This window comes from Actinoplanes sp. NPDC051861, assembly GCF_040681145.1.
In the GTDB taxonomy this organism is placed as follows: Bacteria; Actinomycetota; Actinomycetes; order Mycobacteriales; family Micromonosporaceae; genus Actinoplanes.
The window spans coordinates 18,476-33,690 of the sequence record NZ_JBFAYE010000032.1; the positions used below are offsets into that span (position 1 = coordinate 18,476).

Consider the following 15,215-nt stretch of genomic DNA (forward strand, 5'->3'; position numbering starts at 1 on the left):
ACCCTTGAGCGCGTGACCGCACCACTTCTGCTCGGCGACCACGCCGTCAACCCGCCTGTCGTGCTCGCTCCGATGGCGGGCATCACCAACGTGGCCTTCCGGCGGCTCTGCCGGGAGCAGGGCGGCGGGGTCTACGTCTGCGAGATGATCACGACGCGGGCACTGGTGGAGCGGATCCCCAAGACGCTCAAGATGATCGCGTTCGCCGAGGACGAGGGGTTCCGCAGCCTCCAGCTGTACGGCGTCGACCCGGACGTGACCGCGGCGGCGGTGCGGATGGTGGGCGAGGACAACCTGGCCGACCACATCGATCTGAACTTCGGATGCCCGGTGCCGAAGGTGACACGGCGCGGCGGTGGATCGGCCCTGCCGTGGCGGCGCCGGCTGTTCGCGCGGATCGTGACGCAGGCGGTCGAGGCGGCGAAACCCTTCGGCATCCCGGTCACGATCAAGATGCGCAAGGGGATCGACGAGGAGCATCTGACGTACGTCGAAGCGGGTCTCGCCGCCCAGGAAGCCGGTGTGGCCGCGGTGGCCCTGCACGCGCGCACGGCTGAGCAGCGCTACTCCGGCAAGGCGGACTGGGACGCGATCGCCACCCTCAAGCAGGCGCTCGACGTGCCGGTGCTCGGCAACGGCGACATCTGGGAGGGCTCGGACGCGCTGCGGATGGTGGAGCACACCGGCGTGGACGGTGTGGTGGTGGGCCGGGGCTGTCTGGGCCGGCCGTGGCTCTTCGCCGACCTGGAGGCGGCCTTCACCCAGGGCGCGGACTACCGGCCGGTGCTGCCCACCCTCGGCGAGGTCGCGAAAATCGTCGCCCGGCACGCGCAGCTGCTGGTCGAGGCGCTGGAGGACGAGAAGCACGGGTGCGCCGACTTCCGTAAGCACGTCGCGTGGTACCTGAAGGGGTTTCCGGTCGGCGGTGACCTGCGCCGCAGCCTGGCGATGATCTCGTCGCTGGGCGAGCTGGACGACCTGCTCGCCAGGCTCGACCCGTCGGTGCCCTTCCCGGTCGAGGCGCTGGGCCAGCCGCGCGGCCGGGTCAACGCGCCGGGGCGGGTCACGCTGCCGCACGGCTGGCTCGACAGCCGCGACGACGAGTCGGTGCCCGAGGGCGCGGAGACCGACGAGTCCGGAGGCTGACGTCCTCACCAGCCTGAACCGAGGAGGACTCCGTCTCTGGCCGGCGGTGCTGCTGGTCTGGGTCCTGCGGCTGCTCACGCCGGCGCTGGCGGCCGTGGCCGCGGCGGTGGCCGTGCCCGTGTGGCTGGGCGGCAGCTGGGTGATCGCGGCGGTCGCCGGCGCGGTGGCGGCGACGGGCTCGGCGTTCTGGGCCTTCGAGTCGCTTCCCGGTGATCTGCCCGGTCACGGCGTCCACGACCGGTACGAACTGGCCCGCAGGCCGAGCTGGGACCCGCACACCAGGATCGCCGAGCGGCTCGCCCGTCGTTCTCCGGCGCGTGCGGAACGGCTGCTGCGGATCGGCTACGAGCAGGGCAGCCCGTCCGCCTACTGGCCACTGACCCGGTTGCTGAGCCCGCCGGAGTCCGACCGGCTCCGGGCGGATCTGCTCCGGGACGGCTCGGCGGAGTTCCTGCGTGATGTGGTCGCTCTGCGCGGCCTTCAGTCGCCACCGGACGCGGCCGAAGTGCTCGAACTGCAGAAAGCGGTGGTCGCCCGGCTTCCCGGCGATCCGGACGAACGGGACCGCCTCGGCGCGTTGCTCGCCGAGTCGGGCGCGAACGGCGAGGCCTGGGCCGCGCACACCCAGGCCGACCGTTTGCGCGCCGCGGCCGGGCTGCGGCCGGGCACCGAGACCGCGCGGTTCCGGCGCTACACCGCGGACTGTCTCTCCCGGGCCGGGCGCGGGGATGAGGCGAAAGCCCTGCTCAGCACCGTGCGGTACAGCGACGGTGGCTGACCGGTCGCGCCCCGGCCGCGGGCGCGGCCGGGGCGTTCGGGGTCACGCGGTGATGGTCCACTGCTGGCAGGTGTTGCCCAGCGAGGCCCACTGGCGCACGGCCACGCCGTCCGCTGTTCCGCAGTCGGTCACGTCGAGGACCAGGCCGTTGCCGCGGTTGGCGATCAGGTGGCCGCCGTTGACCGGGGTGACGCTCCACTCCTGGCAGGCGTTGCCGAGGCTGGCCCAGAGGTTGAGCGCGGTCCCGTTGGCGGCGCCGCAGTTGACCGAGTCCAGCACCGTGCCGCTGTTGGCGTTGGTGATGCGGTAGTAGCCGCTCGTCGTACGCGTGAACGTCCACTGCTGGCACGCGTTGCCCAACGACGACCACTGCCGGATCGCGGTGCCGTTGGCCGTTCCGCAGTCCTTCGCGTCGAGGAGTTTGCCGCTGGCCTGGTTGATCAGCCGGTACCGGGTGCCGCTCGACGGGAACGACACCGTGCCGCCCGGGTCGCCGGCGGGTGCGGTCAGGCTGGTCGACAGCCTGTCCGGGGTGCCCAGGTTCGGGGTGCCGTCGGAGTTCCAGCCGACCTTCTTGATCCGCGTCGTACGGGTGGCACCGCAGCCCTGCCCCGTCGTCTCGTTGGCGTGGTAGGCCATCCACGTCTCGGTGCCGTCCGGCGACGTGAAGAACGAGTGGTGGCCGGGGCCGTACACGCTGTTCGCGTCGCTGCGCTGGAAGAGCGGCGTGCTCCGCTTGGTCCACGACGAGGCGGCCAGCGGGTTCGTGCCGGTCAGCGTCAGCATGCCGATCTTGTAATCGGGCGTGTTGCAGGAGCTCGCCGAAAAGGTCAGGAACGTCTGCCCGTTGCGCTGCAGGATGTACGGGCCCTCCTCGGTGTTGCCACCCACCTTCTCCCAGTCGTAGGTCGGGTACGAGATCCGCGTCCCGTACGCCGAGACCGTCCACGGGTTGCTCATCGGCGCGATGAACAGGCTCTGCAGGTCACCGACCCACGACGAGTAGAGGAAGTAGTTCTTGCCGCCGATCGTGGCCACGCTGCCGTCGATCGCCCAGCCGTTGTTGGCCTGCACGTTCAGCTGGCCCTTGAACGTGTACGGACCCATCGGGTCGGTGCCCGAGCTCTCCAGCACGAACGAGCGCTGCCCGTCGCAGCAGGCCGTGGTGCCGGCGCTGTAGTACAGGTACCAGCGGGTGCCGTTCGGGCCGGCGAGCTTGTGCAGCGAGGGCGCCCACACGTTGCAGCAGCTGGCCGCGGCCGTTCCGGTGTACACGACCGACTCGGTGGCGCCGGGCAGGGCGGCCACGGACTTGGCCTTCTTGATCACGACCTGGGAGTTCCAGGTGGTCGCGGCGAGGTAGTAGTAGCCGTTGTCGTAGCCCATCCACGGGTCGGCGCCGTACGGGGCGGACGCGACCGGGTTGGTGAACGCCACGGCCGCCTCACTGCCGAGCGGCCGCAGGATGACCGTGACGGATATCGACAGGGTCATCAGGACGATCATGACGGCCGCGCGGAGCGGGCGCGGCAGAGCAATGCGGAACACAGGATTCCCTCCAGGACAAAGAAATACGTGTGTGGAGTTCGGCCCCGCTGCGCACCCGAACTCCACACGCGGGTTGGGCAGCGGTGGGCGTGTGGAGTTCGGCCCCGCTACGCACCCGAACTCCACACGCGGGTTGGGCAGCGGTGGGTGTGTGGAGTTCGGCCCCGCTACGCACCCGAACTCCACACGCGGGTTTGTCAGTAGGCGTATGGCCAGGCGGAGGAGTCCCAGCCGAGCAGGTTGAGGCCGAGGCGGGCGGCGCCGGAGGAGGTGTAGTAGTGGTACGCCAGCACGGTCGCGTCGGAGTCCTCGAAGACCTCCGGGTGCCCGGGTCCGTAGACGGCGTCGTGGCTCGCCAGGATCTCGGTCCCGCCGCCGGCGGTCATCGCGGTGCCGGCCCGGTCGACGTACGGGCCGGTGATCGCCTTCGAGCGGCCCACCATGATCCGGTACGTGCTGGACGCGCCCCGGCAGCAGAAGTCGAACGCGACGAACAGGTAGTAGTAGCCGCCGCGCTGCAGGATGACCGGCGCCTCGACCGACTTGCTGTTCACGAACCGCTCGGCCAGTGCGTGGATCGTGCCGTCGGCGCGCTTACCGGTCGACGGGCTGAGCTTGACCATCTTGATGCCGGACCAGAACGAGCCGAAGCTCAGCCACCACTCGCCGGACGTGGTGATCGTCAGGTTCGGGTCGATCGCGTTGTACCCGCTGGTCGTGGTGCTCTCGATGACCTTGCCGTAGTCGGTCCATGTGCCGGCCGCGCCGGTGGTGCTGGCGGCCAGGAAGATCGCCGACTTGCTGGAGCCGAACGAGGAGGCCGAGTAGTACATCAGGTACCTGCCGCCGGTGTAGGTGATGTCCGGCGCCCACAGGTTGGTGTCACCGTTGGTGTACGGGTTCGCCCAGGGCGTGCCGTTCGGGAACGCCTTGCCGGCGTCGGTGAAGTTCGTCCGGTCCGAGGACGTCTTCAGCCCGATACCGGGCGCCGTGTACGCCAGCAGGTAACCGCCGGCGGGACGCTTCACCATCGTGGGGTCGTGGGCGAACGTCGAACCGGTGACCTTGCCGGGATTGGGGTATGTCGCGGCGTCGGCCGTGGTGAGCCCGTACACGCTGGCCGCCACGGCCAGCAGACCGGTCACACCGGCCAGGAGGATCTTGCGGAGGCGGAGTCGCATCGGGGGATACGCCTTTCGATGGGGGATGCCCGTAGGTGTCTTGCAGCGCTGAAAAGGTTGCTCGCGGGCGCGAGGAAATTCACGTGCGTCTCGCCAGCAACGCGGTCAGGAGCAGCGGGATTACCGCGATCACGAACAGCACCGGCAGCGAGAAGGGCAGCGCGAACATCGCGTAGAGCACGACGGCGGCGACTTCCGCACCGAAACCGCTGGCAGAAAGAACGGTCGTTCTGGCAGGGCCGGTGATCGTCTCCTGGAGGCGGGTCTCGGCGTGGACCATGGCGAACTGGAGCAGGCCGAAGGCGGCCGAGACGGCGATCATGCCGGCCAGGTGGGGGATCAGGGCTCCGGCGGCGAGCAACGCGGCGGCGAGGGCGAGGGCGCCGGCGAGCGGCCGCGGCGAGGTGGGCGGCAGGTGCCCGGCGAGCGCGCTGCCGCCGGCCATTGCCAGGGCGGTCAGGGCAAACAGCAGGGGTACGCCGGAGGTCGGCGCTCCCATCTCGCGGGCCAGCAGTGGGAGGTACTCGTCGAGCGCGCTGAACCCGGGCACGGCCGCCGCGACGAGAACGGCGCGGGCCACCCGGCGGCTGTGGGCGACCTCGTGTAGTCCGGCCCGCAGCATGGCGACGTAGCCGAGCTCGTCGTCATCGTCAGGTGTGCTTTCGCGCGTACCCGAAGAAGGGAAGTAAAGCGCGAGAAAGCCGCCCAGGGTGACCGTCGCGATGCTGACGGCGCCGACCAGCAGGTAGCCGCCGGCGAGATAGGCGGGCGTGGCCAGCAACGTGGCCGCGAGCATCGCGAGAAGGCCCGTCGTGCCGGAGCGGCCGATCAGGCGCGCGTAGGAGTCACCGTCGCCCAGCCGGTCGTAGACGAGCGCCTCGAGGGTGCCGGAGGCGAACGCGCCGCCCAGGCCCCACAGGGCGAAGCCCAGCGCGAAGCCGGGATAGGCGGGCCAGATCAGCCACAGTGCGAAGCCCGCCGCGGTGAGGAGCTGGCCGAGCGCGTAGAGACGCTTGCGGGACCACACGTCGGCGAGCGCACCGGCCGGGATCTCGCAGGCGAAGGAGACCACCGACCAGATCGCGAACAGCGATGAGATCTCGGCGGTCGTGAGCCCGGTGTCGGCGAACAGCAGCGCGTAGACCGGGTAGAGGAGCACGCCCTCCTCGCAGGCGCGCACCGCATGGAGCAACCGTTGTCAGCGTCAAGTCGGGTGCATGGACCCAGTCTGCCGCAGCGGTCAAGCCAATTCCGCCTCGTCGGCGGCGGCCCGGCCGGACTCCCAGCCCTCCAGGCTGTCCACCCGGCTGCCGCGGGCCCGGACGGTGCGCGGGAACACCTTCTCCATCGCCTGGTGCACCTGGACCTCGCGGTCGCGCAGCACCGGCAGCAGGTCGCCGTGCCCGGCGAACTCGCGCTCGGCGGTCCGGCGGAGCCGTTCGCCGATCCGGATCGCGTACGCGACCAGGAACGAGCGGCGGAACGCCTTCACCCGTGCCCGGCCCCGGCCCGGCTCGTCGCGGGTCATCGCCCTGTTCGCCTGCACCAGCAGCGACGTGTAGAGCAACTCGACCGCGTCGATGTCCGCGTCGTAGCCGAAGACAGTGCTGAACCCCAGCTCCGGCGACCAGACCGTGCGGCAGCTGTTGGCCCGCGCCACGGCGTCGAGCAGGCTCGCCTTCTCGCTCTCGTACGGATGATCCACCCCGATCCGGCGCGCGAACGGTGTCACGTCCACGGCCGGCGCGGTGACCTCCTCGATCCGGTACCGGGTGATCAGCTCCTGGGCCTTGGCGCTGTACGACTCGGCCTCGGCCGGGAAGTCGGTGGCCTCGGCCTTGGCGAGCAGGGCGCGCACCCGGTCGAGGATGCGCCGGTCGGCGTGGTGGTGGACGGTGGTGTCCGGCGTGCCGGGTGGGGGGACGAGGATCTCGATCGCCGGCAGTCGGCGCAGCTCGCAGAGCAGCGCGAGCGAGGCGTCCACTCGCACGATGCGGTTTTCTTTTTTGTCCTGATATTTAGGTATTTGAGCGCGCCAGCGCTCGTCAACCGGTTCCTTGCCGCGCAGGAACGCGGCGGCGGCCTCGGCGACCAGCCGCGCCTGGATCGGGTTGCCCTTGCGGGCGACCGCGCGGTGCAGCTCAGCCGGCTGCCAGCCGTTGCGGAACAGCCGGTCGAACTGGTCGTCGAGTGCCGCGCCGAGGGCGGCGTCCACCTCGGCGGCGGGTGCGCCGGTCAGCAGGTCGAGGGCTGTCTCGTGGTCGAGGTCTCCGGCCCGGACGCGGTCGACGATCTCGCGGGCCGTCATGGGACCAGATGGTAGTTGCCGGGGTCCTGGTTCCCGGCCAGGACCCCGGCGCCGTGATCGCCGAGCGGCCGGACGATCACGGAGTCAGGAGTAGGACCGTCCTCGTCGTACCGGTGCGGGAGGTCAGCCGGTAGGCGTCGCCGGCGGCTTCGATACGCCATTGGCCTCTTTCACCCGAAATTTCATACCATCCTCCGCCAACATGACGGAATCGCCACCCGTGACCGATGACCCGGGTGTTGGCGGCGTCGGTCGCCAGCACCTCGCCCACCGGTTCCAGGCGGAACTCCTGACACGGGCCCTCGGCCCAGGTCTGCACGGGCGTGCCGGCGCCACCGCAGGCCGCGGGCTGCAGGGCCCGGCCAGCGAGCGGGTTCACCACACGTGACCAGCCCTGTTCGGTCGCGGTCAGCCGGAACCTCTGGCAGTCGTTTGCCAGCCAGCCCCACTGGGCGACCCGGGCGCCGTCGGCGTTGACGCAGGCGGCCACCTCGGCGACCTTGTTGCTCTGCCGGTTGGTGAGGCTGACGAGCCCGTTGCCGCGGGAGTCGAGGCGCCACTGCAGGCACCGGTTCGCCGGGTCGGGGGCGGCCAGGGTGACGTCGGCGCCCTCGTACCCGCACGTGGGGTTGGCCAGCACCGCGCCGCTGTCGCGGTGCACGAGCCGCATGTACGCCGGTCCGTGCCCGAAGCCTCGGTTGCCGCTGAGCGGGTCGGAGAGCTTCGGCCAGCCGTTCACCCAGGAGATCCGGCGTACCGAGCCCTTCGGGTCACCGCCCGTCGCCGCGTCGTAGTAGTGGTGGACGAACAGGTCGCCGTAGACGTCGCCGTGCCCCGGGCCCACGAAGCCGTTGTACCCGGCGAGGATCTGGGTGCCGCCGCCCTGCAGCAGCGGTACGCCGTCCCGGTCGGTGTACGGCCCGGTGATGTCCCGGGATCGCCCGACCATCACGCGGTACTCGCTGTTCACGCCCCGGCAGCAGAAGTCGAAGCTGAGGAACAGGTAGTGCCAGCCGCCGTGACGGGTGATCGACGGCCCCTCGACCGCGCCGCCGCCACGTGAGGCGATCCGGTGCTCCGCCGGGTCCGTGGTGTCCAGCAGCCCGGTCCGCGTGTCGAGCCGGCGCATCCGCAGGCCGTCCCAGAACGACCCGTACGACAGCCAGGCCCCGCCGCGGCGGTCGAAGCTCACGTCCGGGTCGATGGCGTTGACGTCGTCGCCGGTGCTCGTGCGCAGCACCATGCCGCGGTCCACCCAGACCGGGTTCTCCAGGGACTTCGTGGTGGCCAGCCCGATCACCGAGTTGTTGGTGCCGAACGAGGAGGCGGCGTAGTAGAGGTGGTACTCGCCGTCGAAGTAGTTGATGTCCGGCGCCCAGAAGTCGGCCGGGGTCACGCCGAGCTCCTCGATCACCCAGGCCGGCGGCGTGGTGAAGACGGTGCCCAGGTACGTCCAGTGCACCAGGTCGGCGGAGCGCCGGATCGGCAGGTAGGTCCGGGTCCCGCTGTCGCCGGTGATGATCTCGTAATACCACCGGCCCTGCTTGATCAGCGTCGGGTCGTGCGCGACCGGATCAGGGTTCCGGGCAGGCGCCGCCTGCGCCGGGACGGCCGGCACGAAAAAGGTCAGCGCCGCGACCGTCACGGCCGCGCAGCGCCTCCACAAGTCGGTCAGTCTCACCGGGGTCCTCACAGGGTCTGATCGCCCGGCGCTGGCACACCGGGCTTTGCAGCGCTGCAAGGAGCATGCACGCACGTCGATCCCAGGGCAAGGGGAAACCTTGCTTACGGTTCAGTAGCGCGCCTGACTTTAGATCTGCCGAAGGCTTGACTTTAAATCTGCCGAGTTCGCGGCTTTAGATCTGCCGAGAAATGGCGTGGGCGGGGAGGGCGGTGCGGGCCCTCCCCGCCAGGGGTGGCGATCACGCCTTGCCGGTTCAGACGTCGAGGTCGTTCTCGATGCCGCGCAGCCGGTGGCGGGCCATCGCCAGGTTGGAGCGGTCGCGGCGCAGTGCCACGTAGAGGAAGAGCCCCTTGCCGGCGCGGCTCGTGAGGGGCCGGATCATGTGGTACTGCGTGTCCAGTGTGATGAGGATGTCCTCGATCTTCTCGGAGAGGTTGAGCATCTCCATCGCCCGCAGCTTCGCCCGGACCACGTCGGTGTTGCCGGCGGCCGCGACCGTGAGGTCGAGGTCCTTACCGCCGCCGAGGGTGCCCAGGGCCATGCCACTGGTGTGGTCGACGAGAGCGACGCCGATGCAGCCGTCGATCTCCATGACTTCCTTCAGTGCGGTGTCCATGTCGGGCATGGGTTGTTCCTCCGTTGCGGTGAGTCGGCATCCCGCGGTCCGGTTCCGGACTGCGGCGCCGGGTGGGGCGCGGCGGGCGCCACGCCTTTTCTTCGTGCGGGCCGTCAGCCGGCCGCCTGGCGGCGGCGGGCGACGCCCTGCAGGGTGGCCATCGGGGTCCGCCGGGCCAGCGGCGCCGGCGGCCCGGCCTGTGTGGGTATCTCCGGCCGCACGTGCGGCGCGGAATCGAGGGCCATGATGCGGATGAGGCGGCGTACGCAGCGGCGTGCCTCGAGGTGCACCATGGCGAGGTTGGCGTCACCCGAGGTGACCACGGTGAGCAGCGCGTTCGGACCCGCGGTGTACGACGTGATGTAACCGCCGTCGCACTCCACCACGGACTCCCGCAGCTCGCCGTGGTTGACCGCGTGCGCGAAACGCCGGGCCAGCGCCAGGTGCGCCGCGGCCAGTGCGGCCAGGGTGTCCGGCTCGAGACCGTGCGAGTCGTGCGCGACGACCAGACCGTCGGCGGTGGCGAGCACGCTCCCGGAGAGTTCGGGCACCTTGCTGCGCAGGCGGCCCAGTTCCTCCAGTACCGCCGGGTCCACCGTCATCGGTTCCTCGCTCCTTCGGCTCATCGGGGGGTGCGCGCGTCACCGGAGTGCCCTCAACGCGGTGCGTATGCGCTTCAGCAGGACTTCGTCGGTGCCCTGATGCACCGGCGGGTTCTCGGCGGCCGCCATCTCCTTCGGCAGCTTGGCGCCGGGTTTTCGGCGGGCCAGGCGGGGCGGCCGGAAGGACCCCGCGTTGTTCTCACCGGGGGGCGGCGGCGGGGCCACCGGTGGGGCACCGCCGGGCGGATGGGTCCGGGCCGTCGCTGGTTCCGGTCCACTGATGACGGGTACGCCGACCGCGTCACCGGCGTCGGACGTGTGCCGGGCGATCGGCACCGCCGCACCCCGTGGCTGCGGCAGCCGGACGAGATCGGGGGTGTCGTTCGCCCGTACCCCCGGCACTTCGATCAGACCCAGCGCCGCGAGGCGCCGCAGTTCCTGGATGGTCGCGTAGCCCGCGCGGCCCAGCAGAAGAGCCAGGTCCGCCGGGGTCCGCTGGCCGTCGGCGTGCACCAGCAGCTCCCACTGCAGCGAGCTGAGCACCACCCGTTCCCGCGGCGCCCGGGTGACCGGGATGACGGCCGCGGTGTCGACCCGCGGGTTCGGGAAGATGTCGTCCAGCAGCCGGGTCCGGCGGCGCACCTCCCGGTTGACCGCGGCCGCGTCGATGTGAACGACCGGGCCGAGCCAGTGCGTGGCACCGGGCAGGAACTCGACCGGGGCGGTGACCGCGGACAGCGCGAAGTACGCCGCGTCGTAGGTCGCACCGAGCACGCAGAGCTCCAGCTCGCCCTGGGTGAGATGGCCCTGATCGACCAGCAGCCGGCCGACCCGGGCGGTGGAGGTGCCCAGGTCCAGCGCGTTCTGCCAGGTGCGCCCGGCCAGCCGCCCGGACGAGGTGAGCATGGCGCCCACCCCGGGTGCGGCCGGCGACTCGGCGTAGACGACCCGGCCCTCGTAGACGTAGACCGCACCGCCGGGGTGGCCACCCACCACCAGCGCCCCGGTCTGCCGCTCGCCGGCCACCTGCGTCAGCAGGTTCCCGGGCGCGGGGGTCTTCGAGGGGGCCACCTAGTGCTCCAGTTCTTTCTCAGGTCGCTACCAGATCGTTTGCGAGGCGTTGCATGGTGTGGCGGGCCACGGCGAGGTTGCCGCGGACTCGGTCCAGCCACAGGTAGAGCACCAGGCGGCTGTCGAATTCGGTCTGGACGATCCGCAGGAGGTGGTAGCCCCCGGCGGTGGTGATGATCAGGTCCTCGAGCAGGTCGTGCGGTACGGCCGAGACGAACAGCGAACGGCTGCTGGCGGCCTGGACCACCTCGGCCGTGCCGGCGGCGGCGGCCTCGTGGTCCGCATTGGGTGCGGCCCCGGTCGTGGCGACCGGGAACCCGGTGGTGTAGTCGACGATGCTGGCCCCGACGGCGCCGGGGATCGTCATGGCCTCCTGTAGACAGTGATCGACGCCGGGCACTTCACTCCTCAGCGCTTCCGTCGCTCCCGGTGGTACCGGGCTTCGTTGCCCCCGTGCGGCCCGGAGCACCCGCGCCGCCACCGTGGGCCATCCTCCGGTGACACTGCGGCGACAAGTCGCACGGTTTGTGCGTCATGGTCCGGTCGTACAACAGGTCCCAGCCAGTGCAGCTCGCCGGGCACGAAACAGGCCGGGGCGTATGCCTGCCGCAACAGCTCATGGGTGGCGTCGGCGATCACCGAGACGACGCGCAGCGCCAACTCGTTCCGGCCGAGCCAGCCGTCGCGGACCAACACACGCCCGACCTGGTGGCGGCCGCTTCCCTCCCGGTAAACGGCCTGCCAGGTCTGTGGCGCCAGCCGGCCGGAGCCGACCAGCCGTTCACCGAGTCCGGGGCAGGCCGGGGTCTCGGCGTACGTGATACGGCCGGCGGTCAGGTAGATCACTCCACCCGGGGTACCGCCGACGTGCAGCGCGCCGGTACGCCCCGACCCGCCCAGTTCGGTGAGCAGGCGCCGCATCGACGCGGTCGCCGGTGAACCAGGAATCACGTTTCGGAATCCTGCGCCCACCATCGAACCCTGTCGTCGCACCCGGCGTCCGCTGTTCCGGCCCGTCACCCGCGCGGGTTCGCGTAACGTGATCTGTCCGCGTCGATATCCGGGAGGTCGCATGCCCAGTCGGTGGGAGCAGGTCGTGGTGGACGCCGAGGACCCGCCGCGGCTGGCCCGCTGGTGGGCCGAGGCGCTCGGCTACGTGATCGTGACCGAGACCCCCGGCGAGGCGGAGATCCGGCGCCGCCGGGACGAACTGCCCGGCATCCTGTTCAACCTGGGCACCGACCCGAAGGTGGGCAAGAACCGCCTGCACCTGGACCTGCGCCCGGACGACCAGGAGGCGGAGGTGGAGCGGCTCGTGGGCATGGGTGCGCGGCCGGTCGACATCGGACAGGGCGACGTCGGCTGGGTGGTGCTGGCCGACCCCGAGGGCAACGAGTTCTGTGTTCTCGCTCCGCGGTCTAGTACCTGAACTGGCTGATCAGCCCGCGGATGTCGTCGGCGGCGCCGGTGACCAGCTCGGCCGAGTGCCGGGTCGTGTTGGCGCCCTCCGCGGTCGAGGCGCTGGACTCGGTGATGTGCGAGACCGTGCCGCTGATCTGCGCCGCCGCGGCCGACACCGCGGTCACGTTGCGGGCCAGGTGATCCGTGGTGACCGACTGCTGCTCCACGGCGGCCGCGATCGTCCGCTGACCGGAGTCGATCCGGGCGATCACCGCCGCGATCGCCTCGATCGCGGCGGCCGTGCTGCCGGTCATCTCCTGGATCGCCGAGATCTTCGCGGTGATCTCGCCGGTCGCCTGAGCGGTCTCCTGGGCCAGGTCCTTCACCTCGGTGGCCACCACGGCGAAGCCCTTGCCGGCGTGCCCGGCGCGGGCCGCCTCGATGCTGGCGTTGAGCGCCAGCAGGTTCGTCTGCTCGGCGATGTTGGTGATCAACTGGACGATGTCGCCGACCTCCCGGCTCGCCTCGCTCAGCCGGGACACCGCCTCGGCCGTGCGGTCGGCGCTCGCCGTCGCCTCCTGCGTGGTGGACGCCGCCGACGTCGCCTGCTTGGCGATCTCCCGGATCGACGACGAGAGCTCGTCGGTCGCCGTCATCATGTCGGTCACCGAGCCGGACACGTGCGCGGCCGAGCCGTCCGCGCTGCGCGCCTGCTCCGAGGTCCGCTCCGCCGAACTGTCCAGTTCACCGGCGAGGGTCCGCAACTCGCCGCTGGCCCGGGTCAGGGTGTCCACCCGTTCCGCGGTCGCCGCCACGGTCCCCTGCAGCGACACCAGCGCCTCGTTCAGCGCCTGCGCCATCTCGCCGAACTCGTCCCGCTTGAGGACCGGCGCCCGGACCGTCAGGTCGCGGCCGGCCAGGGTCCGCAGGGTCTCCCGCATCCCGCGCAGCGGCCGGCGGATCGCCCGGATCGTCAGCCAGCAGACCAGCACCGTCAGCAGGTTGGCGATCAGCGCCGCCACCTTGATGAACGTGCTGCTCGTCGCCGAGGACTCCCGCCCGCGCTCGCTGGCCGCGCCGACCTCGGCGAGCACCGCGTCGTCCAGCGCGCCCAGGCTCTCCTCCAGCGCGGAGAACCGGTCCAGGAAGTCGGGCAGCAGCCGATCGGCCTCGGCCCGGTCCGTACCGGCGGCCTGGACGACGGCGGCCGCGGCCTGGGCGTAGCCGGCGATCTCGGGACGGGTCTGCGCGTAGACGTCGAGCAGGTCGGCCGGTGCCAGCCCGGCGGCGGCGTCGAACTTCTCCAGCATCGTCGCGCCGTGCTCGGTCACCTCGGCGACGCCGTACTCCTCCCGCTGCGCGTCCGTCGTCGCCACCAGCGCGGACATCACGTCGGCACGCAGCGCGTCGTGCATCATGTCGGCGTTCCACTGGTTGCTCATCGCCGCACTGACCGTGGCGATCGCCTCGTTCGCCTCGGCCTGGTCCCCGGAGTTGCGCACGGCGAACGCGGTCACCAGCGCGACCGACAGGAGCCCGGCGGCGCCGAGGACCACCAGACGGCCGACGATCGTGATGCCGCGGCGGCGAGAATCGGACTCCACGGTTGACCCATCGGCATCCTGGACAATCGGCTTAGGGTGGAGATCATGACGGCCCCCGACGCCCAGCGGTGGGCATCCGAGCCCGCCAAGGACAGTGGGTACGGCCGTACGCCGTACCAGCGGGACCGGGCGCGGGTGCTGCACTCGGCCGGGTTTCGGCGGCTCGCGGCCAAGACCCAGGTGCACACGGCGGGGTCGGACGACTTCTTGCGTACGCGCCTGACCCACTCGCTCGAGGTCGCCCAGATCTCCCGCGAGATGGGCGCCCGGCTCGGCTGTGACCCGGACGTGGTGGACGTCGCCGGGCTTGCGCACGACCTCGGCCACCCGCCGTTCGGGCACAACGGCGAGGCCGCCCTCGACGCGGTCTCCCAGCCGTGCGGCGGCTTCGAGGGCAACGCGCAGACGCTGCGGGTGCTCACCCGGCTCGAGGCCAAGGTGCCCGGTGCCGGGCTGAACCTGACCCGGGCCGCCCTGGACGCCTGCTCCAAGTACCCGTGGTTCCGTAAGCCGGGTAACCGCAAGTTCGGCGTCTACGACGACGACCGGCCGGTCTTCGAGTGGCTGCGGCACCCGCGCACCGACGAGCGGCGCTGCCTGGAGGCCCAGGTCATGGACTGGGCGGACGACGTGGCGTACTCGGTGCACGACGTCGAGGACGGCATACACGGCGGCTATCTCACGCTCCGGCCGCTGCTCGACGACGCCGACGAGCGGGCCGCGCTCTGCGCCGACGTGGCGGCCAGCTACTCCGCCGAGACGCCGGACGAACTCGGCGGGGCGCTCGAGCTGCTGCTCGCCGACCCGGCGGTGACCGCGGTGGCGGACCACGACGGCGGGTACCGGGCCCAGGTCGCGCTCAAACGGATGACGAGCGTGCTCACCGGGCGGTTCGTCTCCAGCGCGGTCGGCGCCACGCACAGCCGGTTCGGCACCGACCCGATGCGGCGCTACGACGCGGACCTGGTGGTGCCGCGGACCGTGCGCGACCAGTGCGCGCTGCTCAAGGGCATGGCACTGCGCTACGTCATGCGGACCAGAGCGGCCGAGCAGTGGTACGCGCAGCAGCGGACGATCCTCATGGAGCTGGTGGACGCGCTGCTGCGTACACCCGAAAGGCTGGACCCTCTCTTCGGCCCGCTGCATGCCGCCGCCGAGAACGACGCCGCGGCACTGCGCGTGGTGATCGACCAGGTCGCGTCGCTCACCGATCCCGCCGCGGTGGCCTGGCACCGCTCCCTGGTCGCGGCACACCGCTGACCCTGCTGGCGGGTCG

The 15,215-nt window shown here is 71.2% G+C and carries 15 protein-coding genes; 4 read left to right on the plus strand and 11 right to left on the minus strand.

The genetic code is table 11. The features are described from left to right. Nucleotides 1–12: 12 nt before the first annotated feature. Entirely contained in the window at nucleotides 13–1,146 is a 1,134-nt protein-coding gene (gene dusB, locus AB0M02_RS43960; RefSeq protein WP_364238470.1) for a tRNA dihydrouridine synthase DusB, read from the plus strand. A 46-nt stretch (nucleotides 1,147–1,192) separates the two neighbouring features. Then, nucleotides 1,193–1,924: a hypothetical protein gene (locus AB0M02_RS43965; protein ID WP_364238471.1), complete on the plus strand. Its 732-nt coding sequence runs from the start codon at nucleotides 1,193–1,195 to the stop codon at nucleotides 1,922–1,924. A 42-nt stretch (nucleotides 1,925–1,966) separates the two neighbouring features. On the opposite strand, the gene AB0M02_RS43970 is transcribed toward AB0M02_RS43965, so the two are convergent. From AB0M02_RS43970 to AB0M02_RS44015, 10 genes are all read right to left on the minus strand, one after another. After that, nucleotides 1,967–3,418 carry a family 43 glycosylhydrolase gene (locus AB0M02_RS43970; RefSeq protein WP_364238472.1) on the minus strand — a complete coding sequence of 484 codons (1,452 nt, stop codon included), beginning with the start codon at nucleotides 3,416–3,418 and terminating at the stop codon, nucleotides 1,967–1,969. A 251-nt stretch (nucleotides 3,419–3,669) separates the two neighbouring features. Beyond that, nucleotides 3,670–4,653 carry an arabinan endo-1,5-alpha-L-arabinosidase gene (locus AB0M02_RS43975; protein ID WP_364238473.1) on the minus strand — a complete coding sequence of 328 codons (984 nt, stop codon included), beginning with the start codon at nucleotides 4,651–4,653 and terminating at the stop codon, nucleotides 3,670–3,672. 79 nt (nucleotides 4,654–4,732) lie between these two features. Beyond that, entirely contained in the window at nucleotides 4,733–5,845 is a 1,113-nt protein-coding gene (locus AB0M02_RS43980; RefSeq protein WP_364238474.1) for an MFS transporter, read from the minus strand. A 48-nt stretch (nucleotides 5,846–5,893) separates the two neighbouring features. Further along, nucleotides 5,894–6,961 (minus strand): DUF2786 domain-containing protein, encoded by a 1,068-nt coding sequence (locus AB0M02_RS43985; RefSeq protein ID WP_364238475.1) that lies wholly within the window; start codon nucleotides 6,959–6,961, stop codon nucleotides 5,894–5,896. A gap of 76 nt (nucleotides 6,962–7,037) precedes the next feature. After that, entirely contained in the window at nucleotides 7,038–8,642 is a 1,605-nt protein-coding gene (locus tag AB0M02_RS43990; protein WP_364238476.1) for a family 43 glycosylhydrolase, read from the minus strand. 256 nt (nucleotides 8,643–8,898) lie between these two features. Continuing rightward, nucleotides 8,899–9,270, minus strand: coding sequence for a hypothetical protein (locus tag AB0M02_RS43995; RefSeq protein WP_364238477.1), 372 nt, complete (start codon nucleotides 9,268–9,270; stop codon nucleotides 8,899–8,901). A 104-nt stretch (nucleotides 9,271–9,374) separates the two neighbouring features. Continuing rightward, nucleotides 9,375–9,863, minus strand: coding sequence for a roadblock/LC7 domain-containing protein (locus AB0M02_RS44000; protein WP_364238478.1), 489 nt, complete (start codon nucleotides 9,861–9,863; stop codon nucleotides 9,375–9,377). 39 nt (nucleotides 9,864–9,902) lie between these two features. Further along, entirely contained in the window at nucleotides 9,903–10,934 is a 1,032-nt protein-coding gene (locus AB0M02_RS44005) for a DUF4388 domain-containing protein (RefSeq protein WP_364238479.1), read from the minus strand. Nucleotides 10,935–10,953: 19 nt separating this feature from the next. Next, nucleotides 10,954–11,301 (minus strand): hypothetical protein, encoded by a 348-nt coding sequence (locus AB0M02_RS44010; RefSeq protein WP_364238480.1) that lies wholly within the window; start codon nucleotides 11,299–11,301, stop codon nucleotides 10,954–10,956. Between the two features lie 41 nt (nucleotides 11,302–11,342). Continuing rightward, complete coding sequence (locus tag AB0M02_RS44015) at nucleotides 11,343–11,885, minus strand: DUF4388 domain-containing protein (protein ID WP_364238481.1); 543 nt, start codon at nucleotides 11,883–11,885, stop codon at nucleotides 11,343–11,345. A 121-nt stretch (nucleotides 11,886–12,006) separates the two neighbouring features. Between AB0M02_RS44015 and AB0M02_RS44020 the strand changes: the two genes are divergently transcribed. Further along, nucleotides 12,007–12,363 (plus strand): VOC family protein, encoded by a 357-nt coding sequence (locus AB0M02_RS44020; protein WP_364238482.1) that lies wholly within the window; start codon nucleotides 12,007–12,009, stop codon nucleotides 12,361–12,363. Here AB0M02_RS44020 and AB0M02_RS44025 read toward each other — a convergent pair. Continuing rightward, nucleotides 12,353–13,939 carry a methyl-accepting chemotaxis protein gene (locus AB0M02_RS44025; protein WP_364238483.1) on the minus strand — a complete coding sequence of 529 codons (1,587 nt, stop codon included), beginning with the start codon at nucleotides 13,937–13,939 and terminating at the stop codon, nucleotides 12,353–12,355. The genes AB0M02_RS44020 and AB0M02_RS44025 overlap by 11 nt on opposite strands. Before the next feature lie 45 nt (nucleotides 13,940–13,984). Here AB0M02_RS44025 and AB0M02_RS44030 point away from each other — a divergent pair, with 45 nt between their 5' ends. Then, entirely contained in the window at nucleotides 13,985–15,199 is a 1,215-nt protein-coding gene (locus AB0M02_RS44030; protein WP_364238484.1) for a deoxyguanosinetriphosphate triphosphohydrolase, read from the plus strand. Nucleotides 15,200–15,215: the final 16 nt, after the last annotated feature.

Coding starts and splice junctions, on each gene's coding strand:
- AB0M02_RS44000 (WP_364238478.1), bottom strand. CDS start 9,863: ATGACGGTGGACCCGGCGGTACTGGAGGAACTGGGCCGCCTGCGCAGC.
- AB0M02_RS44030 (WP_364238484.1), top strand. CDS start 13,985: ATGACGGCCCCCGACGCCCAGCGGTGGGCATCCGAGCCCGCCAAGGAC.
- AB0M02_RS44010 (WP_364238480.1), bottom strand. CDS start 11,301: ATGACGATCCCCGGCGCCGTCGGGGCCAGCATCGTCGACTACACCACC.
- AB0M02_RS43985 (WP_364238475.1), bottom strand. CDS start 6,961: ATGACGGCCCGCGAGATCGTCGACCGCGTCCGGGCCGGAGACCTCGAC.
- AB0M02_RS43970 (WP_364238472.1), bottom strand. CDS start 3,418: ATGACCCTGTCGATATCCGTCACGGTCATCCTGCGGCCGCTCGGCAGT.
- AB0M02_RS43975 (WP_364238473.1), bottom strand. CDS start 4,653: ATGCGACTCCGCCTCCGCAAGATCCTCCTGGCCGGTGTGACCGGTCTG.
- AB0M02_RS43995 (WP_364238477.1), bottom strand. CDS start 9,270: ATGCCCGACATGGACACCGCACTGAAGGAAGTCATGGAGATCGACGGC.
- AB0M02_RS44020 (WP_364238482.1), top strand. CDS start 12,007: ATGCCCAGTCGGTGGGAGCAGGTCGTGGTGGACGCCGAGGACCCGCCG.